The sequence below is a fragment of the Flavobacterium sp. ZE23DGlu08 genome, from assembly GCF_030505335.1.
GTDB classification, from domain to species: domain Bacteria; phylum Bacteroidota; class Bacteroidia; order Flavobacteriales; family Flavobacteriaceae; genus Flavobacterium; species Flavobacterium algoritolerans.
Genome location: NZ_CP130045.1, coordinates 3,154,891 through 3,176,517, shown reverse-complemented (window position 1 = coordinate 3,176,517; position 21,627 = coordinate 3,154,891). Strand labels below are relative to the sequence as shown.

The following is a 21,627-nucleotide window of genomic DNA, read 5'->3' as shown; positions in this document are numbered from 1 at the left end:
ATCGATTTAATTATGGAAGCAACATTCAAAAATAAAGTAGCCATCGTGACGGGAGGTTCCTCCGGAATCGGTAAATTTACTGCCTTGGCTTTCGCCCAAAAAGGAGCTAAAGTAGTTGTCGTGGATTGGATAGAAAACAGTGAAACAATGCGTATTATCAAGGATTTAGGTGCCGAAACCATTTTCATCAAATGCGATGTTTCAAAAACCGAAGACGTAAAAGCGATGGTTGAAAAAACTATAGCCACTTTTGGACGTTTGGATTATGCTTATAACAATGCAGGTGTTGAAGGAATATCCGCTATGACACAAGATTGCACCGAAGAAAACTGGGATCGAACAATAGGTATCAATTTAAAAGGAATTTGGCTATGCATGAAATATGAGATTCCCGAAATAGTAAAACAAGGCAAAGGAGCTATTGTGAACTGTGCTTCTGTAGCCGGATTAGTCGGATTCGCTGGTTTACCTGCTTATGTAGCCTCTAAACACGGCGTTATTGGATTATCAAAAACAGCAGCTTTAGAATGTTCTAAACTAGGAATCAGAATAAATGTCGTTTGCCCAGGAGTGATACAAACACCAATGATTGATCGACTTACCGGAAAAACAAAAGAAGCAATAGAACAATTTACAGGTTTAGAGCCAATAGGACGTTTTGGCAAACCCGAAGAGATAGCAAATGCAGTGGTCTGGATGTGTTCAGACGAAGCTTCATTTGTAACTGGACATGCAATGGCAGTAGATGGCGGATTTGTCGCACAATAATTTTTGAGTTTTAATACCACTAAAAAATGTATAGAATGTATACTTACGAAGTAAATCTAAAATGGTCCGACAAAAGGAAAGGGATCTTAAGTTCTCCCGTTTTGCTTCAAAATATTGAAGTCGCGACACCTCCTGAATTCCCGAAAGGAATGGATAAAATTTGGTCTCCAGAGCACCTGTTTGTTGCTGCAATAAACAGTTGTCTATTAACTACTTTTCTGTCGATTGCCGAAAATTCAAAACTTCAGTTTATAAGTTTTGAGAGTAAATCGACTTGTATTGTCGATAAAATCAATGGGAAACATACCATAACCGAAATCATTCTTCAACCCAAACTCGTCATCCATTATTCCCAAAAACCAGAACGGGCAAAACATATTTTGGAGTTGAGTGAAAAGGCCTGTTTGATTTCAAATGCCATTAAAACAACCATTCGGTTAGAGCCAGAAATAATTATTGAGTATAATCTTGTTCCACTTGGCAATTCTTTCTAGAATAACATTCAGAAAATATTTCCAAAAAAACAGAGCATAATTATCCGAGTACTAGATTTCAATAGTAGCACAAGAGTAAAATAACGAGTCAAAAACTGATTCAAAAAAGATAATTCATGGATGCGAAAAAAGGACTTTTACTTTTATATCAAATGCTGCTCATTCGGCGATTTGAAGAAAAAGCTGCTGAGTTATACACTAAAGCCAAAATCAGAGGATTCCTGCACTTATACATAGGTGAAGAAGCCACAGCAGTAGGGATAATGCAGGCTTTAACCGATAATGATACTGTATTGAGTACCTATCGGGAACATGGTCATGCTTTGGCACGTGGCATTGATCCTGATGTAATTATGGCTGAAATGTATGGAAAAATAGAAGGCTGCAGCCGAGGTCGAGGTGGCTCCATGCATCTTTTTGATGCTTCAAAAAATTTTCACGGAAATAATACTGTATTGAGTGGCAATCTTTCAATAGCTGTTGGAATGGCATTGGCATCCAAAAAACAAAAGAAAAACAACATTATCTGTTGCTTCTTTAGCGAAGATGACATTACCAAATGTCAATTTCAAGAAGCTCAGAATCTGGCGACACTCTGGAAAGTTCCTGTTTTATTTGTCTGTGAAAATAACTTGTATGCTAAGGGCAACGCAGTCCGATATTCACATACTGTAGCAGAATTAGAAAAAAAAGGCATTGCATCTTCAGCCGTTGATGGTATGAATTTAATAAAAGTAATGCAGGCTGCCAATGCTGCTGTAGAAAAAATAAAAAATACTGGGAAACCCTATTTACTGATTTGTAACACCTATCGTTTTAGAGCATACTCCATGTTTGATGTCGAATTATACCGTGCTAAAAAGAAAGTGGAGGAATGGAAAAGACGAGATCCGATTCCGCAATTCGAGCAGTTTCTTTTGCAACAGCTATGGATTACGGAAAATGAGATTGCTGGTTTTGAAAGTAAAATAAAAACAAAAATCCAGAAAGCACTGGATTTTGCCGAAGAAAGCGCTCGGGAACCATTAGAGCAATTGACAAAATTTGTTTACACCGAAATTTAAACTATAAACATTAAAATCAAAAAACACCATGAAAAACTTTACACTAAACTCATTAAAAGAAAACAGAATGGAAGACATCCAATTTTGTCAAAGTTGCGGTATGCCTCTTCATGCAGACAAACTAAAAGGAACCGAAAATAACGGTATCAAAAGCAATGATTATTGCAAGTATTGTTATGTAAACAGTGATTTTAAAAATCCGGAAATGAATCTGGACGACATGAAAAATGCTGTACAAACCTATATGGAAAAAAGAAAACTTCCCAGTTATATGATTCAAAAAGCCGTGAATATTTTACCCGCTTTAAAACGTTGGAAAAGCAAACAACAATAATCAATTCTTCCCATGAAAAGCAACATGACCACACAATCCATCACCTATCGTGAGGCTTTGAATCAAGGCCTTCGCGAAGCATTGCAAAATGATAAACGCGTCTTTTTGATGGGCGAAGATGTGGGCCGCTACGGAGGAGCTTTTGCTGTAAGCAAAGGGTTATTACAGGAATTTGGAGAAGAGCGCATTATGGATGTCCCACTTTTAGAAGCTGGTTTTGTTGGAGCCGGAATTGGAGCAGCAATGGCTGGTATGAAACCCATTATTGAAATAATGACAGTCAATTTCAGTCTATTCGCAATGGACCAAATTGTGAACAATGCGGCTACTTTACAGCACATGTCCGGCGGACAATTGAATGTTCCTCTAATTATACGAATGGGAAGCAGTATTGGACGCCAGTTAGGAGCACAACATTCGCATAGTTGGGAACCTTTTTATGCACACATTCCAGGATTAATTGTCCTATCAGTGGGAACGCACGAAGATGCAAGAAGTATGCTGTATGCCGCTCTGCAAAGTCCTGACCCTGTGTTATTGTTTGAATATACGATGCTGCTTAATCTCGAAAAAGAAATAGCGACTGATTTGCCAATTGCCTCTATTGCTAAAGCCAAAGTGTTACGAGAAGGAAAGGACATTTCGATTATCACTTACGGAACCGGAGTGTATAAAACTTTAGAGGCTGCTGCCGAATTAGCTACCGTTGGGATTGATGCAGAAGTCATTGATTTACGTGTTTTGCGACCATTAGATGAGGCTACTTTCTTGGCTTCGATTGCCAAAACGCATCGGGTATTGATAGTAGAAGATGCTTGGCGCTCTGTGAGTATTTCCTCGGAAGTGAGTGCACGTATTATGGAAAACGGCTTTTATAATTTAAATACTCCTGTACAACGATTGTGTGGTATTGAAGTCCCTATTCCCTACCCTGCACATTTGGAAGAAGCAGCCATTCCTCAAAAAAATGATATCATAAGTGCCGTAAAAAAGATGCTTTATCGGAATTAATTTTTTTGATAAAAAACACCAATTTGAGAAGCAACATAAGCATCCGCTTGCTCTTTAAAACCGCTGATTAAAAACAACTTATATTCATTAAATTTAAAAATAAGAATTGAAATTACTGAAACAAGTTTGCTAAAAATTCACTACCTTAACAAGTATTTTTTTAGAAATGAAAAACAGCAAAAATGAAAGTATTAGTCTATAGCATATTGGGGTTTGATAAGGCTTTCCTTGAAAAAGCAGCGCATGGTAATCCCGAATTAGTTTTTACGGAGCAGCCTTTGAATGAAAGTACCGCAGCCCTTGCCAAAGGATTTGATGCTGTTTCACTTTTTACTTCGGATGATGCTTCAGAAACAGTATTGCAGAAACTATATACTTGTGGTGTAAAATATATTGCTCTGCGTTCCGTAGGTTACGATCATGTTGATTTGGCCCGAGCAAAATCATTAGCGATTAAAGTGGCAAATGTTCCTGAATATTCGCCTTACGCCATTGCTGAACTAGCCGTGGCCTTGTTAATGGCACTAAACAGAAAACTTGTTTTAGGTCAGACGTTAATGCAAATTGGCGATTATCGTTTGGATCATTTGGTGGGTTTTGATTTGCATGGAAAAACAATAGGTATTGTAGGAACTGGAAAAATAGGAGCTGCATTTGCAAAAATAATGCATGGTTTTGGCTGTAAAATAATAGCCTTTGATATTAAGGAAAACAAGGAACTCATGGATGAAATTCCAATTACTTACGTTTCACTAAAAGATTTATGTGCCACTGCTGATGTGATATCCGTTCATTATCTACTCAATGGAACAACAAACCATCTGTTTAATAAAAGCACATTTTCATTAATGAAAAAAGGAGTGATTTTTATTAATACTGCCCGTGGAGGAATTGTAAATACAAAAGACTTATTAGAAGCAATCGAAAATAAAACCATTGGCGCTGCAGGATTAGATGTTTACGAAAAAGAGAAACCAATATTTTTTCAAGATCATACTGATACTCCAATAAATGATGATTTGTTTTTAAAACTTCGTTCCCATCCTAATGTGATGGTTACCGGACATCAAGGTTTTTTGACAAACGAAGCATTAGAGGGAATTGCACACACTACAATTGCGAATTTGAATGCCTGGGCCTATAATGGTATTTCTGGAAATGAGGTGAATTGATACCCGTTTTGAAATCATTTGTAAACGAATAGAATATTTTATTGTTTGTCTGTTTTTTATAATCATGCTGGGGTTAGCAGTATTAAAAACTCAAAAGATGAAAGGATCCTTTAAACTCGGAAAAGTATCTGGTATTGGAATATTCATACACTGGACATTCACTTTACTTATTCTGTTTATCATTTTCATGAACTACAGATCAGGGCAAAATGTTACTCAAATAATATGGTCTGTGCTGTTTATCTTGTGCATTTTTGTTACTGTTTTATTACACGAACTCGGTCATGCTTTAGCCGCAAAAAATTACAACATAAAAACCAAAGACATCACCCTTTTACCCATTGGCGGATTGGCCAGACTGGAACGATTACCAGAAAAACCATCCGAAGAATTAATAGTCGCTTTTGCGGGACCTTTGGTAAATATTACATTGGCCTTTATCACGGGGATTTTCATTACGATTCCGGATACTTCTGAGCAATTAATGGCGGAATTATCTAATGGCGTGAACGCGAATAATTTCTTTCTCAATTTCTTTTTAGTCAATTTCTGGTTGGCACTTTTCAATTTAATCCCCGCATTCCCTATGGATGGCGGCAGGATTTTACGGGCGCTGTTATCGTTCAAGTTACAAAGGCATGTTGCCACAAGAATTTCGGCACGGATAGGACAACTATTGGCAATGGGATTCATTATTTTTGGATTTTTCACTTCTCCGATTTTAGTTTTTATCGGTATTTTTGTCATTATTGGAGCTCAGGTTGAAGCAGATTATACGGAGTCTAAATTCATCTTGAAAGGCTTTAAAGTGCATGATGTTGTAATGAAACAATACCCGACGATTGATGCAAATGATACTGTAAAAACAGCGGTTGAATTGGTATTGGACAGCCAAAACAAGAATTTCCTGATTACTGAAGAAGGTATTCCGGTAGGAACACTGAATCGAGACCAAATTATTATGGCACTTTCAAAAAAAGGAGATGATGAATTTATTTACAACGTCATGGACCGAAATTTAGTTTACCTCGACAGTGATTCTCTTTTAGAAAAAGTTTTTGAGCTCATTCAACTCAATAAATCAAGATTAATGCTCGTTATGGAAAATAATAAAGTTGTTGGTATTTTGGATGTTGAAAATCTTATGGAATTTCTTTTAATTAACGAAGTGAAAATAAATAAAGCCCATGATAGAAAGTAAAAATAGCCTTATTGCTCCAAAAAATCTGGAGCTTGTTTACAGTGGCGAAGATTATTTTTCTCGATTAGAGGCTATTATTCGGAATTCACAGATTGAAATTCACATGCAAATGTATCTTTTTGAAAACGATACAACCGGAAATAGAATTATTAAAGCATTAAAAGAAGCCGCTTCGCGTAAGGTTCAGGTTTATGTCCTTTTGGATGGTTTAGGGTCTTTATCATTTCCCTCAGAAATACTAAAAGAAATGAGACAAAGCGGCATAAACATTCGTTTTTTTGCTCCTTTATTTTCAACCTATACTTTTTACCTAGGCAGAAGACTACACCGAAAAGTTATTGTTGCTGATGCAAAAGTCGTGCTTATTGGCGGTATAAATGTAGCCGATAAATATTGTGGTTCGGATACAGAAGCTCCTTGGCTCGACTATGCAGTTCAATTAAAAGGAGAAATTGCCGAGCCGCTTCAAAAATTGTGTACCGATATCTATTTCAAAAAAAGACACTTACACAACAGTAAAATAAAATCTTCTTTTCTTGTTCAGGAAGATGCGATGGTTCGTATTCTTCAGAATGACTGGTTAAAAGGCAAAAATGAGATTTGTGATGGGTATATAAAATCCATTAGAAATGCGAAAAAAGACATCATTATTGTGGGAAGTTATTTTCTGCCAGGGATTCGAATCATTCGAGCCTTGAAAAAAGCATCTAAAAATAAGGTGAAAATTAAATTAATTCTTTCGGGAAAATCAGATTTACCGCTTACAAGGCGCGCTACCTGCTTTCTCTACGACAAACTGCTTACATATAATATTGAATTGTACGAGTGGGATCAATCAATCTTACACGGAAAAGTCGCGGTAATAGACGGCAATTGGACTACAATAGGATCTTTTAATCTGAATAATTTAAGTTCGTACGGAAGCCTTGAAATGAATGTCGAAATAAATTCTTCTTTATTTTCTAAAATGTTTCAAGCACACCTCATCAAAATTATTGCTCAATGCCAAAGCATAACGCCTGATTCCTTAAAAATCAAGAATAATCTATTGACGAAATCCATCAATTTTCTTTCATATTGCATTACCCGAATAATAGAAATAATTGTGACGTACACTCCCTACAAGCGATTCAATAATTGATTTTTTGAAAACAATAATTTCAATTTTTATTAAAAAACAAAAAGTATATTCTGTTTCTAAAATCAAAATCATTGTTTAAAAAATTATCCCTATAAGTACTGTTAATAAATTATTTTTAATTAACTTTATATATGATTTTAAATCATTTAAAACACTAATAATAAGTACTTTATAAATAAACTACTAATGGAACCACACCGACTAAAAACTAAAAAAAAAGAGGATTGGATTCAAAAAGATTTGGAGAGTAAAATTCCAAAATTAAGCAGTAAAATAGTGTTTATTCCCAGTCAGGATGAATTATTTTTTTAGTTCATTTCTCAAAGAAATTTGTTAGCTCAGGTTAACATCGGAGCCGTGAGTCACTGCTCTGTAATTGAATGTTCTTTCAAGCACCAGGTTTAAAAGATTCTCCGCAGAGCTCCGAACTTTTAAACCGGTATTCTTAATCGGGGTTAGGGACAGAATAGTCCCTACTCCATTAACGATTTCAACGCTATGGATTTTGCACAATACAAAGATACCTTTACAGACAAATCCCATAAAATAGGCTATTCCCTGCCAAATATTCAACGCTGTCTGGATTATGCCGAAGTTTTATTTTCTCATGATGTACCGATTATTTACAACCCAAGCCATTTATCGCTTCTGGTGGGATACAAAAAAGAATACTTAAAAAAAGCGGCTGTGTATCCCCGCTATTTTTATCGTGATTTTGAGATTTCAAAAAAAAATGGCACAAAACGACTCATTTCTGAACCGCTTCCGAGCTTGAAAGAAATCCAAATCTGGATTTTGAGAAATATCCTCAATAAAGTTCCCATCAGCCCTTTTGCGAAAGCATACAAAACAAATGTAAGCCTTATAGAAAACCTAAAATTTCATAAAAATCAGCCTAAAGTATTTACGTTAGACTTAGAGAATTTCTTTCAATCAATAACTATTGGATTAGTTGAAAAAGAATTTCATCAATTAGGATATTCTAAGATGGTATCGAGATTGCTTTCTAAATTATGCACCCGAGACAGAACTTTGCCTCAAGGCGCGCCCACAAGTCCGTATCTTTCAAATTTAATTTTTAAAGATGCCGATGCCGAGATTGCCGCTTACTGCAAATTGCATAAAATAAGATACACCCGTTATGCTGACGATATGAGTTTTTCGGGGGATTTTGATGAAAATAAACTGCTCCATAAAGTTATTGAAACTGTTGAAAAATTAAACCTTCGCATCAATAAAAACAAGATTAAACTCATGACGTCCGATACACGCCAAACCGTGACTGGAATTGTTGTGAATGAAAAACCGCAAGTGGTATTCCACAAACGCAATGATTTAAGACAAGCTATGTACTACATCAAGAAATTTGGTTTTGAGGAACACCGCGAATACAAAGAAATCAACCAAAAAAATTACCTCGAACATTTGTTGGGAAAAATCAATTTTGTTTTACAAATAAATCCAAAAGACATCGAATTTTTAGAATACAAATCTATATTAAAAGAGCTAAAAAAGAAACAGGATTTAAAAGCTATGGAGGACGAATTATTACCAATATAAGAATTAAAAAATATTCTTGGTAAAAGAACTATGGCTTAAAAACTCATTTTAGAGTTTTTTTTATTTTTATAACTTGTTGAAATAAAGCTATTTATTACTATTTTAATACCTGAAAATTAATTAAATTTGATAGAGCAAAATGTATAAAAATCACAATCACTTGTGCTGTCTTTTTTATACATATTCTTACTGATAAAAGCAAGATTTCAAACTCCGGACGTCTTTATAACCTATCAAATAATTAAACAAATAATACCTCATGAAAAAAATAACAACCATCATCGCAACATTATTTTTATCTACTTTTCTGCTGGCTCAAACAACATGGAAAGCAGATCCAATGCACTCAAAACTTACTTTTAGCACCGTACATCATGGCATTTCGGATATAGCAGGACTATTCAAAAAATTTGAGATAACTGCAACAACTACTAAATCGAATTTTAGTGATGCTGTATTTGAACTTTCGACTGATGTAGCCTCTATTGACACCGAAGTGGAAATGCGTGATAATCATTTGCGAAGTGCTGATTTCTTTGACGTGGAAAAATACCCTAAAATGACTTTTAAAAGCATCTCCATAAAAAAAATCGGAAAGGATAAATACAAACTTATTGGCACGCTCACATTGCATGGAATATCAAAACCGGCAATAGTTACTATGTGGTATAGAGGAACTATAGTGAATGAACAATCAAAAGCAATTACTGCAGGCTTTAAGTTTAGCGGAATTTTAAAGCGTTCTGAATTTAATGTAGGTCCTAAATTCCCTTCGAAAATGATTAGTGACGAAGTACAAATTAAAGCAGATTGTGAGTTCATTAAACAGTAAATACATTCGATTAAAGTATTAATAAAGCCTACAAATTATATAAAAACAATCCAGATGGCATTTATAGACTATTACAAGATTCTTGAAGTGGACAAAAAAGCAACCGAAGCCGAGATTAAAAAGGCCTATCGAAAACTGGCCCGTAAATACCATCCCGACTTAAATCCTAACGATAAGGAAGCTGAAAGAAAATTCAAGGAAATCAATGAGGCCAATGAAGTTTTGAGTCATGCCGAGAACCGTAAAAAATATGATGACTACGGTGAGAACTGGCAGCATGCGGAAGAATTTGAAAAATCAAAACAACAGCAGCAGTATCACAGAGGCGGCCAACAGGATGGTTTTGGAGGATTTGGCGGAGGAGGATTTAGTGGCGGAGGAGATTTCTCTGATTTTTTTGAATCTATGTTTGGAGGTCGTTCGTCAGGAAGCGGAGGTCGTCGCAGTGCACAGTTCAAAGGGCAGGATTTTAATGCAGAATTACATCTTGACTTAAAAGACGTGTACACCACCCACAAACGCACCTTGACAGTTAATGGCAAAAACATTCGGATTACGATTCCTGCCGGAGTTGAAAATGGCCAACAAATAAAAATTAGCGGACTTGGTGGCGAAGGCGCTGGCGGTGGACCAAAAGGAGATTTGTACATCACTTTCACCATAGAAAACCACACCAACTTTAAGCTGGATAAACACAACCTCTACTCCACTGTTCCCTTAGATTTATATACTGCCATATTGGGTGGCGATATCACCGCAGATACTTTTGACGGAAAAGTAAAACTAACCGTAAAACCCGGAACCCAAAACGGAACAAAAGTAAAACTGAAAGGAAAAGGATTTCCTGTCTATAAAAAGGAAGGTGAATTTGGGGATTTATACATTACCTATCACATACAAATACCCACAAATCTTTCCGAAAAAGAAAAAGAACTATTTATGGAACTCGCTAAGTTAAGAACGTCATGAACATAGAAAGCCTGATACCGATACCCGCATTATGCATTCATTATAAAGTAGCAATCTCCTTTTTTGATAACCTCAGCGAAATGGGTTTGCTAGAAATAAAAACAATCGAAGAAACGCAATATATCCATCCGGATGCAATCTATGAAATAGAGAAAATGATACGCATGCATCAGGAATTAGATATTAATACAGAGGGAATTGATATTGTATTTAATCTATTGCAAAAAATTGATGCTTTGCAAAATGAGCTTGTTTCCACTAAAAACAGATTGCGTTTATATGAAAGTTGAGATTTAACAATTTCAATATTTTTTTTACTGCATATAAAAAGTAAAAAATATGAACTGGCATTTACTACCGCTATCAGAAATAACACAGTTGCTAAACACAACTCCGTCCGGTATTGATGATATTAAGGCGTCAGAACGCTTGCGCGAACATGGAAAAAATCAAATAGAAGATAAAAAGAAGAAGACAATTCTACAGATGGTGCTTTCTCAATTATCTGATTTCATGATTCTCATTCTTATTGCTGCAGCAATTATCTCAGGCATAATAGGTGATCTTACGGATACAATAATTATTCTTGCCATCATTATTATTAATGCTGCGGTGGGATTTATCCAAGAGTATCGAGCTGAAAAAGCAATGGAAGCATTAAAGAATATGGCAGCAAACCATACCCGTATTCTACGTGAAGGAAAAACAATCGACCTTCCTGCATCGGATATTGTTCCTGGCGATGTAGTCGTACTCGAAGCGGGAAATGTTATTCCTGCTGATGTCCGTTTTTTTGAAACCCATCAGATAAAAGTCGATGAATCAGCACTTACGGGCGAATCAAACAATGTAGAAAAAAATCCTGAGGAACTTCCCGAAGGAAATTATGCGCTTGGTGACCAAACTAATATGGGATACAAAGGAACATTTGTGACTAACGGAAGAGCGCTGGCTTACGTTACAGCAACTGGAATGCATACTGAACTTGGACACATCGCAAAAATGATCCAAACCGATGAAACCTCTACGCCCTTACAAAAAAGATTAGCAGCTTTTGGCAAACGATTATCAGTGATTATACTTATTATCTGCGCTATAATTTTCTTAATCGGATGGTTGCGGGGAGAATCTGTTTTGACCATGTTAATTACTTCTATTTCACTCGCTGTTGCCGCAATTCCTGAAGCTTTACCAGCATTAGTTACGATTGCACTTGCCTTTGGTGCTAAAAAATTAGCTAAAAGCAATGCCCTTATTCGAAAATTACCGGCTGTGGAAACTTTGGGTTCCGTGACGTACATCTGTTCTGATAAAACGGGAACTCTTACGTTGAATAAAATGACTGTACAGGAAATTTTTGAAACATCGGATACAGAATATGAGCCTTTTTTTAAAGAAAAAAACATATTGCTGCTCGCTATCGCTTTAAATAATGATGTCACAAAAGATGAAAACGGAAAATGGTTGGGCAATTCAACGGAGTTAGCATTGGTACAATATGCATCCGATAAAAATTTGAATCGCTCTGATTTAGAACTAAAATCACCTCGAATTGGAGAATTGCCTTTCGATTCTAAAAGAAAATGCATGACTACAATGCATCAAACCCAAAATTCTAATGGTGAAATAATCGTGATTACAAAAGGGGCTGTCGATGTATTGTTTCACAAACTGAATGACAATCAAAAATCACTTATTCCTGAATTTGAACGTAAAGTCAACGAAATGGCCGAAAAAGGATATCGGGTTTTAGGGTATGCAATGAAAACACTTCCGTCTTTACCGGATACTTCAGATGCTAATTTGATAGAAAATGAATTAACACTTATTGGGTTTGTAGGCATGATTGACCCCCCACGAGAAGAAGCAAAACAAGCAGTTTCTGAATGTAAGGAAGCCGGTATTATTCCGGTAATGATTACGGGTGACCACAAGCTGACTGCCAAAGCAATTGCAGAAAAGCTAGGCATTATTGTCACGGATGACGACCTAGTTTTAACAGGTTCAGAACTAAGTGCATTAACACAAAGTGAGTTTATCCAAATTGTAGAAAAGGTAAAAGTGTATGCCCGTGTAAATCCAGAACAGAAACTAAGAATCATTAATGCTTTACAATCCAAAAATCATTTTGTGGCAATGACTGGCGATGGTGTGAATGATGCTCCGGCACTAAAAAATGCTGATATTGGTATTGCTATGGGAATCAACGGAACCGAAGTTTCTAAAGAAGCCTCGCACATGATTTTATTGGATGATAATTTTGCCACCATTATTATTGCCGTTAAACACGGCAGAAAAATATTTGACAACATCCTAAAATTTATTAAATACATTATGACAGGAAACTCAGGCGAAATATGGGCGATTTTTTTAGCTCCATTTTTTGGGTTACCCATTCCACTATTGGCAATTCACATCCTGTGGATTAATCTGGTAACGGACGGTTTACCAGGATTAGCACTAGCCTCAGAACCATCTGAAGCAAATATCATGAAACGTTCCCCCAGAAATCCGAAGAAAAATATATTTTCAAACGGGATGGCTTTACACATTTTATGGATTGGTTTTTTGATGGGCTGCGTCACCATAGGAATGCAAGCTTACGCAATATATAATACCAATACACATTGGCAAACGATGGCTTTTACGGTGCTTTGTTTTAGCCAGTTGGGACATGTAATGGTCATTCGCTCCGGGCGTGAATCTATATTCAAAATTGGATTTTTTTCTAACAGACCTATGGTTGGTGCCCTATTGATAACCATTCTCCTTCAATTCATGATTATTTACATGCCTTTCTTTAACGAAATTTTTAAGACCCAACCTTTATCTTTATATGAACTAGGACTAACCTTAGCGATATCAAGTATTGTATTTTGGGCCGGAGAAATAGAGAAATGGATTAAAAACAGACGAGTTATTGACTTCCATGTTCTGTTTTAAAATAATTTAAGAGCAAAAAAACACCGCAAAAAAATGTTAATATTCAAAATGCCAACTTTTGATTGAATCAAAATTAATCGGGTCTTAAAGAGCCTGTTTACAGTGTTAAAAGCCATATTTTTTTATATAAATTTAGTAAGATTATTCAAACGTTAATTATTCTAATTTTTAGAATTAACACTAAAAATTGCCTTAATTTTACAATTCTAATTTATATAATATGACAACAATTACAAATTATTGGTGGGTACTGGTATTGATTATATGCCTGATTCTTTACAAATTCGTTTTACGTGTTTTCTTCGGAATGGTAATCGTTCCTGAAGATAAAATTGGTTTAGTGACCAAGAAATTCGTCCTCTTTGGATCCGAAAAATCCTTACCAGACGGTAGAATTATAGCTACCAAAGGGGAAGCTGGTTTTCAGGCAAAAACACTTGCTCCAGGATTATATTGGGCTATGTGGCCGTGGCAATTTTCTGTTGAAATGGCTCCATTTACCATTATCCCTGAAGGTAATATTGGGCTACTTTTAAGTAAGGATGGTGCCGAAATACCAACGGGTAGAATTTTGGCACAAAAAGTGAATTCAGACAATTTTCAGGACGCTACCTTATTTCTGAATAATGGTGGGCAAAAAGGACGTCAATCCGCCTTTATAACTACAGGATCTTACAGGATTAATACCTTTTTATTTGAAGTGGTAATGTCTCCTCAAATTGTGATTTCAGAGAATATGGTCGGAATTGTAACTGCTATGGATGGTGAGCCAATTCCTATTGGTCAAATTGCAGGTAAATTTGTTGAAAATCATAATAACTTTCAAGATTTTGATCAATTTCTAAAAAATGGCGGAAATCGTGGATTGCAACCACAGGTTATGCTTGCCGGATCCTATTATATCAATACTTGGGCAATACAAATAGAGCAAACTCCTATGACAGATGTGCCTATAGGGTATGTTGGGGTTGTGATCTCTTATATTGGCGAAGACGGACAAGATGTAACAGGTGATACTTTCAAACATGGAAATATTGTTTCAAAAGGGCAACGTGGTGTATGGATGGAGCCGCTGGGTCCCGGAAAATATGCCTTAAATAAATACACTACTAAATTAGAGCCTGTTCCTACAACAAATCTAGTATTGAACTGGGCAGATGCACGCAGTGAATCCCATAATTTAGACCAAAATTTATCCACAATTACGGTTCGTTCAAAAGATGGTTTCCCTTTTAATCTGGATGTGTCCCAAATTATTCATGTTCCCGCGAATGAAGCTCCAAAAGTAATTGCCCGTTTTGGGAGTATGAATAATCTTGTTTCACAGGTTTTGGAACCAACAATTGGGAATTATTTTAGAAACTCCGCTCAAGAAAGTGATGTAATATCCTTTTTATCAACAAGAAAAGAACGTCAGGAATCTGCTAAAAATCATATCAAAGTGGTTCTTGATGAATACAATGTAAATGCAGTTGACACACTAATAGGAGATATTGTACCTCCAGAATCCCTAATGAAAACTCTGACTGACAGGAAGATTGCCGAAGAAGAGCAAAAAACTTATCAGACACAAAGAATGGCTCAGGAACAACGTCAGGGAATGGAAAAAGAAACCGCTATTGCGGATATGCAAAAAGAAATCGTAAAAGCATCTCAAAGTGTTGAAATTGCCCAACGTACTGCTGATGCAACAGTTAAAAAAGCAGAAGGAGATGCAACCAGTTTAAAATTAAATGTAAATGCAGAGGCAGAAGCTACAAAAATGCGTGCCAATGCCGAAGCGGAAGCTACTAAAGCAAGAGCTGGAGCACAGGCAGAAGCGACAAAACTAACTGCAAGTGCCGAAGCTGAAAGAATTTCTAAAACGGGTCTTGCCGAAGCTGAAAAAATTATGGCTATTGGTAAATCAACTGCAGAAGCCTATCAATTACAAGTTTCTGCAATGGGTGGTGATAACTTCACGAAATACAAAATAACTGAGGAGATTGGCAAAGGAAAAATCAAAGTAATTCCTGATGTTTTAATCTCTGGAAATAATGGATCTGATGGACCAATCAGCGGTCTTCTTGGAATGAAACTAATGGAAATGATGGATACAAAAAGTGAGAAGGAATAAACAGTAATACAATAGTTTTTTATAAAATGTTCAACAAACGCCATTCAAAATTTGAATGGCGTTTGTTTTTATAATTTCTCAAAAAAACAGCTAAAGAACACCCTTAAATACTGATAATCAGGTAAATAATTGTATATTTGAATAACTTTTTTTATTAAAAATTAATTCATTTGCTAATGAATAGTATTTTTAAAATAATCGAATTGTTTAAAAGTTTTTTACTTGAAGTTGGCGAGCTCTCTTATTTTGCCGGGCGTTTTTTTAAAGAAGCTTTTAAAAGCCCTTCGGAATTCAAAGAGTTCCTTAGACAATGCTTTTATATGGGAAATCGTTCCTTGTTGCTTGTTGCAGTAACCGGATTTATCATTGGCTTAGTATTCACTTTACAGTCACGACCCACATTGCAGGAATTCGGAGCCGTTTCCTGGATGCCGTCCATGGTAAGTATTTCACTTATCAGAGAAATTGGGCCCATCATTACCGCATTAATTTGTGCTGGCCGTATTGGTTCCGGTATTGGTGCTGAATTAGGTTCTATGAGAGTTACAGAGCAAATTGACGCCATGGAAGTTTCCGGTACAAATCCTTTCAAATATTTAGTGGTAACCCGCATATTAGCAACTACTTTCATGCTTCCTATTTTGGTTTTTTTTGGAGATGCCATTGCCATTTTTGGTTCATTTTTAGTAGAAAACATAAAAGGGAATGTTTCTTTTTTATTGTATTACAATCAGGTTTTTGATGCGTTGGAATTTGGGGATTTAATACCGGCAACCATTAAAACGTTCTTTTTTGGTTTTGCCATCGGGTTGGTGGGTTGTTTTAAAGGATATTATTGTAAAAAAGGAACTGCAGGTGTCGGTTTAGCAGCTAATTCTGCGGTGGTTTTCACCTCGATGTTATTGTTTATTATTGATTTTATTGCTGTTTTTATCACTGATATTTTTTATGATTTATAACTGATTATGAATACATCTATACCAAATCAAAAGGCCATAATAGAAATCAAAGACTTAAAAAAAAGCTATGGTGATAATCATGTTTTGGATGGTTTTAATATGGTTTTGAATGAAGGGGAAAATCTGGTTATCATGGGAAAATCAGGTTCAGGAAAATCTGTTATGATAAAATGCCTTATTGGATTAGAAGAACATGACAGTGGAACTGTTGTAATAATGGGAAAAGATATTAGCGAACTCAGCCGGGAAGAGCTGGATGACCTTCGGACTGAAGTAGGTTTTCTTTTTCAGGGAAGCGCACTCTATGACTCAATGACCGTCAGGGAAAATTTAGAATTTCCTTTGCGCCGTCACAAAAAAAAATTTGGAAAAATAACCGATACCACGCCACTGGTTATGGAAGCTTTAGAAAATGTGGGGCTGGCTCATACCATAAATTTAATGCCCGAAGAGCTTTCGGGAGGAATGAAACGAAGAATCGCTTTGGCCAGAACTTTAATTCTGCAGCCAAGAATAATTCTTTATGATGAACCAACAACTGGTTTAGATCCTATTACGGCAAAGGAAATTTTGCTGCTAATGATGTCTATCCAAAAAAAATACAACACTTCGGCAATAATCATAACACACGATGTGGATTGCGCCAGAGTGATTTCGAACCGAATGATTTTATTGGTTGACGGTATCAATTATATGGAAGGAACTTTTGAGGAATTATCAACCTCAACAGATCCTAAAGTACAAGCTTTCTTTAAATAAGAATACATATGGAAAAAACGACATCACAAAAACTGCGCCTTGGACTTTTTGTAATCATCGGATTAACGCTATTTGTACTGGCAGTGTATTTCATTGGCGATAAGCAAAAAATGTTTGGAAAAACCAATCATCTTAAAGCGGTTTTCAACAATGTAAGCGGCTTACAATTAGGCAATAATGTACGGTATTCAGGAATAAATGTAGGCACTGTACGCGGAATGGAAATGATCAATGACTCCACCATCAAAGTCGATATGCTCATAGATAAAACCATTTTTCCTCACATCAGAAAAAATGCAATTGCCACGATTGGCTCTGATGGTTTAGTAGGTAATATGATTATAAATATTATTCCCGGTAAAGGGATGGAAGCCGCTGTGAGTCCCGGCGATGAGATTAAATCCTTAAGCCGAATCCGTACTGATGATTTACTGAATACCCTTGGTGTGACCAATAAAAATGCGGCACTTCTTACGGCTGATTTACTAAAAATTACACAGGAAATCAATCAAGGCAAAGGAACAGTGGGTTTATTGATTAAAGATTCCACTGTAGCCAATAACCTGAAAGAAACCATGCTGTACTTAAAAATTACCGGAAAAGGAACTTCCGAATCTGTGACAAAATTAAACCGACTCATTTCTTCTTTAGAAAATAAAGATAACGTGATAGGCTTTTTGAAAGATACGGCTGTTGCCAATGATATGAAAGCGGTAGTTCGCAATTTAGATAAATCCAGCACTGAAATAAACAAAGTAGTAACCAATCTCAATGCTACAATTGCAAACATTAAAGATGGAAAAGGAGCTATAAATTACTTGTCGAATAATCCGGCATTAGTTCGAAAAATAGACTCTACGATGACAAATATTAACGAAGCGAGTTTGCGTTTGAATGAAAATATGGAAGCCTTGAAACACAATTTTTTATTTCGGGGTTATTTTAAAAAACAGGAAAAAGCAAGAAATAAAGAACCAAAGAAAGAAGAAGTGGATAAAAAATATTGAACAGCAAAAAAGATGGAATCATGGTTACAATAGAGAAATTAGGAATAATTCTAAGTCCTACTGACAATACATTTGAAAATAACGGTGTATTCAATCCCGGTATTTATCAGGATGGAAATACCATTCATATTTTATACCGAGCGGTAGAACACGGAAATTTTTCAACCATAGGTTATGCAAAAATTGATGGCCCACTTAAAGTAACGGAAAGGCATGAAAAACCATTGATAACCCGTGATTTTGATTACGAAAAACACGGCGTAGAAGATGCCCGAATTGTAAAAATTGAGGATACTTATTATATCACCTATACTGCTTATGATGGCGTCAATGCAATGGGAGCACTAGCTACGTCAAAGGATTTGATTCATTTTGAGAAACATGGAATCATAACTCCGCATGTAAATTACCAAGAATATGAAAATTTTGTAACTTTTTGTGACATCAATAAAAACAAGTTAAATCCAAAATACCATCAATACTATAACCTTTTTGCTCAAATAGGATTAGTTGAAGATGAACACAGATTACTCAGAGATAAAGATGTGGTTTTATTTCCAAGGAAAATAAACGGAAAATTTGTGTTATTGCACCGCATTTGGCCTGGAATTCAGATTGTGCAATTTGATGATTGGAAGGATTTAACCGAATCTTTTTGGGAAGATTATCTTAAAAACCTTGTCAATCATATCGTACTTGATCCAAAAGATATCTTTGAGGTAAACTACATTGGTGCCGGCGGACCGCCTATAGAAACTGAATTTGGCTGGTTGATAATCTATCATGGTGTTCAGGAAACTACAACAGGAAAAATATATCATGCCAAAGCCGCATTACTGCAATTAGACAAACCCGAAATTGAAATTTCCAGATTACTTTATCCGCTATTTTCCCCTACCAAGGAATGGGAAATAGAAGGCGAAGTAAGAAACATAGTATTCCCAACCGGTCATGCTTTATTTGGGAATGATCTTTACCTCTATTATGGTGTAGCGGATAAGCATGTTGCCGTAGCAAAATTAGACATTAATGAATTGCTACTTGAATTGAGAAAGCAATCTTAGAAAAAGCGCCATGAAACTCCAAAAAGGAATAAAAATGTTACTTGTAAGTTCGTATCCACCAAGAGAATGTGGTATAGCAACTTTTTCAAATGATATTGTCAATGCAGTGAAAATTGTTTTTGGAGATACATTGCCGGTTGAAGTATGCGCTTTGCAAAATAGTGAGCAACACTTTGAATATAATAATGAAGTAAGCTTTATTTTACCCGTTGATTCATTGGAACATTACCGAATGGTTGCCGAAAAAATAAATGAACGAAACGATATAGGACTTGTGTGCATTCAACACGAATTTGGTTTATTCAGGGGAGAATATGGGGATTATATACTCTCTTTTATATTAGCTTTAAACAAACCAATTGTTACTGTTTTTCATACCGTGCTACCCAATCCGGATGAAAAAAGAAAGAAAATAGTTCATGCAATAGCTGATTTATCTGATCGTATCATTGTGCTTACTAAAAACTCACAGACAATTTTGACCACTAATTACAGTGTTGAAAAAACCAAAACTATTGTAATTCCGCATGGCAATCACAATGTATTATGGGAACAAAAAAACATTTTGAAGAACACTTATGGTTTCTCGGATAAAATAGTGATGGCTACATTTGGTTTAATCAGCCAAAATAAAGGCATCGAAACCGTATTACAAGCGTTACCTGAAATTGTTAAAAAAAATCCCGAAGTAGTTTTTTTGGTGATTGGAAAAACACATCCTGAAATAATTCGTCAAGACGGAGAAATGTACCGAAACAGTCTTATCAATATTGTACAAGAACTTCATCTGGAAAACAATGTCATTTTCATTAATGAATACCTGCAATTGTGGCAATTACTGGAATATTTAACTTTATCAGACATCTATTTATTCTCCTCCAAAGATCCTAATCAAGCCGTAAGCGGGACATTTGCTTATGCCATGAGTTGTGGTTGCACTGTTGTTTCTACTCCAATTCCGCATGCCGTTGAAGAATTGGTAAATGGCAACGGAATACTTTTGAATAGTTTTGAAAGCTCAGAAGAATTCAAAAACGCAATAGTATACTTGATTGAAAATAAAGAAAAACGAATAGCGATGGGCAAAAATGCCTTTTCATTGTCACACGCCACTAACTGGGAAAATATTGCTATTCAATATCGATTGCTTTTTGACCAATTAACCAATCGAGAAGAAGATTTAAGGTTCAATTTTCCTCCTATAAAACTAGACCATATCAAGAAACTCACTACAGATTTTGGAATACTTCAGTTTTCAAAATTCAGCCAGCCCGATCCTGAATCGGGTTACACCTTAGATGATAATGCCAGAGCATTGATCAATATGGTTCTGTATAATAAAGCTTTTCCGGATAAAAACACCTTAAAACTAGCCAATACATATCTGAATTTCATAGAAGGCATCCAGCAAAAAAACGGTTGGTTTGACAACTACAAAGATTTTGACCATCAATTAACCAAACAAAACAAAGAAGTAAATCTTGAAGATGCTAACGGCAGAGCGTTATGGAGTTTAGGAACCGTAATTTCCCACAGGGACACTTTACCCTTAGAAATGATTTGCCAAGCGGTAAAATGTTGGGATAAAGCCATCAAAAGAATTGATGATATTAAATCTCCAAGAGCAATTGCGTATGCGTTGAAAGGCCTATATTTATATCATTCTATTTATAAAGACGAAGAGATAAAGACCCATATAGAGAAACTTGCCGATGAACTTTTGCGCCATTATAATATCAATTCAGCTGAAAATTGGTGCTGGTACGAGGATTATATGACCTATGCCAATAACGTTTTGCCGGAAGCGATGATGTACAGTTATTTAGTAACCAAAAATCCTAAGTACAAAAAAATTGCGGCAATCACATTTGATTTTCTGCTTTCTCATTATTTTATGAAAGGACAATTGAAAGTAATCTCAAACAGAGGTTGGTTTAAGAAAGAAAATGAAAGGATTTTCTACGGAGAACAACCTATAGAAGTGGCAACTACCATTATTGCATTGGATTTATTCTATGAAGTTACCCGAAATAAAAAATACAAAGACCAACTTAAACTGGCTTTCATCTGGTTTTTAGGAAATAATCATTTGAAACAAATCATGTACAATCCAGAAAATGGGGCGTCCTATGATGGACTGGAAGACAAACACATTAACATCAATCAAGGAGCCGAATCGACTTTATGCTATTTTAAAGCCCGACTAATAATGGAAAAATATACCTGAAATTAA

19 protein-coding genes are annotated in these 21,627 nt (G+C 35.7%); all 19 read left to right on the top strand.

Annotated elements, in window-relative coordinates; genetic code table 11:
• Nucleotides 1-12 precede the first annotated feature (12 nt).
• The 19 genes from Q1W72_RS13940 to Q1W72_RS13850 all read left to right on the top strand — a co-directional run bounded on the left by Q1W72_RS13940 (nucleotide 13) and on the right by Q1W72_RS13850 (nucleotide 21,621).
• Entirely contained in the window at nucleotides 13-768 is a 756-nt protein-coding gene (locus Q1W72_RS13940) for an SDR family oxidoreductase (RefSeq protein WP_302135904.1), read from the top strand.
• A 35-nt stretch (nucleotides 769-803) separates the two neighbouring features.
• On the top strand, nucleotides 804-1,262 hold the full coding sequence (locus Q1W72_RS13935) for an OsmC family protein (protein ID WP_233206876.1): 459 nt from the start codon (nucleotides 804-806) through the stop codon (nucleotides 1,260-1,262).
• A gap of 116 nt (nucleotides 1,263-1,378) precedes the next feature.
• Nucleotides 1,379-2,326 carry a thiamine pyrophosphate-dependent enzyme gene (locus tag Q1W72_RS13930; RefSeq protein WP_302135901.1) on the top strand — a complete coding sequence of 316 codons (948 nt, stop codon included), beginning with the start codon at nucleotides 1,379-1,381 and terminating at the stop codon, nucleotides 2,324-2,326.
• A 28-nt stretch (nucleotides 2,327-2,354) separates the two neighbouring features.
• The gene (locus Q1W72_RS13925) at nucleotides 2,355-2,660 is read left to right on the top strand and encodes a zinc ribbon domain-containing protein (protein ID WP_199074777.1); all 306 of its coding nucleotides are present in this window, start codon (nucleotides 2,355-2,357) and stop codon (nucleotides 2,658-2,660) included.
• A gap of 12 nt (nucleotides 2,661-2,672) precedes the next feature.
• Nucleotides 2,673-3,671 (top strand): alpha-ketoacid dehydrogenase subunit beta, encoded by a 999-nt coding sequence (locus Q1W72_RS13920; RefSeq protein ID WP_302135898.1) that lies wholly within the window; start codon nucleotides 2,673-2,675, stop codon nucleotides 3,669-3,671.
• 182 nt (nucleotides 3,672-3,853) lie between these two features.
• Complete coding sequence (locus tag Q1W72_RS13915; RefSeq protein WP_302135897.1) at nucleotides 3,854-4,843, top strand: 2-hydroxyacid dehydrogenase; 990 nt, start codon at nucleotides 3,854-3,856, stop codon at nucleotides 4,841-4,843.
• 97 nt (nucleotides 4,844-4,940) lie between these two features.
• Nucleotides 4,941-6,044, top strand: a complete 1,104-nt coding sequence (locus Q1W72_RS13910) for a site-2 protease family protein (protein ID WP_302135895.1) — start codon at nucleotides 4,941-4,943, stop codon at nucleotides 6,042-6,044.
• Complete coding sequence (locus Q1W72_RS13905) at nucleotides 6,031-7,185, top strand: phosphatidylserine/phosphatidylglycerophosphate/cardiolipin synthase family protein (protein WP_302135894.1); 1,155 nt, start codon at nucleotides 6,031-6,033, stop codon at nucleotides 7,183-7,185. The genes Q1W72_RS13910 and Q1W72_RS13905 overlap by 14 nt, the downstream gene beginning before the upstream one ends.
• A gap of 498 nt (nucleotides 7,186-7,683) precedes the next feature.
• Complete coding sequence (locus Q1W72_RS13900) at nucleotides 7,684-8,745, top strand: reverse transcriptase domain-containing protein (protein WP_302135893.1); 1,062 nt, start codon at nucleotides 7,684-7,686, stop codon at nucleotides 8,743-8,745.
• Nucleotides 8,746-9,004: 259 nt separating this feature from the next.
• Nucleotides 9,005-9,577, top strand: coding sequence for a YceI family protein (locus tag Q1W72_RS13895; protein ID WP_302135892.1), 573 nt, complete (start codon nucleotides 9,005-9,007; stop codon nucleotides 9,575-9,577).
• Between the two features lie 54 nt (nucleotides 9,578-9,631).
• Complete coding sequence (locus Q1W72_RS13890) at nucleotides 9,632-10,546, top strand: J domain-containing protein (RefSeq protein WP_302135891.1); 915 nt, start codon at nucleotides 9,632-9,634, stop codon at nucleotides 10,544-10,546.
• Nucleotides 10,543-10,836, top strand: a complete 294-nt coding sequence (locus Q1W72_RS13885; protein WP_302135890.1) for a chaperone modulator CbpM — start codon at nucleotides 10,543-10,545, stop codon at nucleotides 10,834-10,836. Before Q1W72_RS13890 ends, Q1W72_RS13885 begins: the two co-directional genes overlap by 4 nt.
• Nucleotides 10,837-10,885: 49 nt before the next feature.
• Complete coding sequence (locus Q1W72_RS13880; RefSeq protein WP_302135888.1) at nucleotides 10,886-13,489, top strand: cation-translocating P-type ATPase; 2,604 nt, start codon at nucleotides 10,886-10,888, stop codon at nucleotides 13,487-13,489.
• Between the two features lie 220 nt (nucleotides 13,490-13,709).
• Nucleotides 13,710-15,605, top strand: a complete 1,896-nt coding sequence (locus Q1W72_RS13875; RefSeq protein WP_099714820.1) for an SPFH domain-containing protein — start codon at nucleotides 13,710-13,712, stop codon at nucleotides 15,603-15,605.
• 176 nt (nucleotides 15,606-15,781) lie between these two features.
• Nucleotides 15,782-16,564, top strand: coding sequence for an ABC transporter permease (locus tag Q1W72_RS13870; RefSeq protein WP_282743925.1), 783 nt, complete (start codon nucleotides 15,782-15,784; stop codon nucleotides 16,562-16,564).
• A gap of 6 nt (nucleotides 16,565-16,570) precedes the next feature.
• Nucleotides 16,571-17,323 carry an ABC transporter ATP-binding protein gene (locus Q1W72_RS13865; RefSeq protein ID WP_282716067.1) on the top strand — a complete coding sequence of 251 codons (753 nt, stop codon included), beginning with the start codon at nucleotides 16,571-16,573 and terminating at the stop codon, nucleotides 17,321-17,323.
• Nucleotides 17,324-17,331: 8 nt separating this feature from the next.
• Nucleotides 17,332-18,330, top strand: a complete 999-nt coding sequence (locus Q1W72_RS13860; RefSeq protein ID WP_302135884.1) for an MlaD family protein — start codon at nucleotides 17,332-17,334, stop codon at nucleotides 18,328-18,330.
• A 20-nt stretch (nucleotides 18,331-18,350) separates the two neighbouring features.
• On the top strand, nucleotides 18,351-19,394 hold the full coding sequence (locus tag Q1W72_RS13855; RefSeq protein WP_302135883.1) for a pesticidal protein Cry7Aa: 1,044 nt from the start codon (nucleotides 18,351-18,353) through the stop codon (nucleotides 19,392-19,394).
• A gap of 10 nt (nucleotides 19,395-19,404) precedes the next feature.
• Nucleotides 19,405-21,621: a glycosyltransferase gene (locus Q1W72_RS13850; RefSeq protein WP_302135882.1), complete on the top strand. Its 2,217-nt coding sequence runs from the start codon at nucleotides 19,405-19,407 to the stop codon at nucleotides 21,619-21,621.
• Nucleotides 21,622-21,627 lie beyond the last annotated feature (6 nt).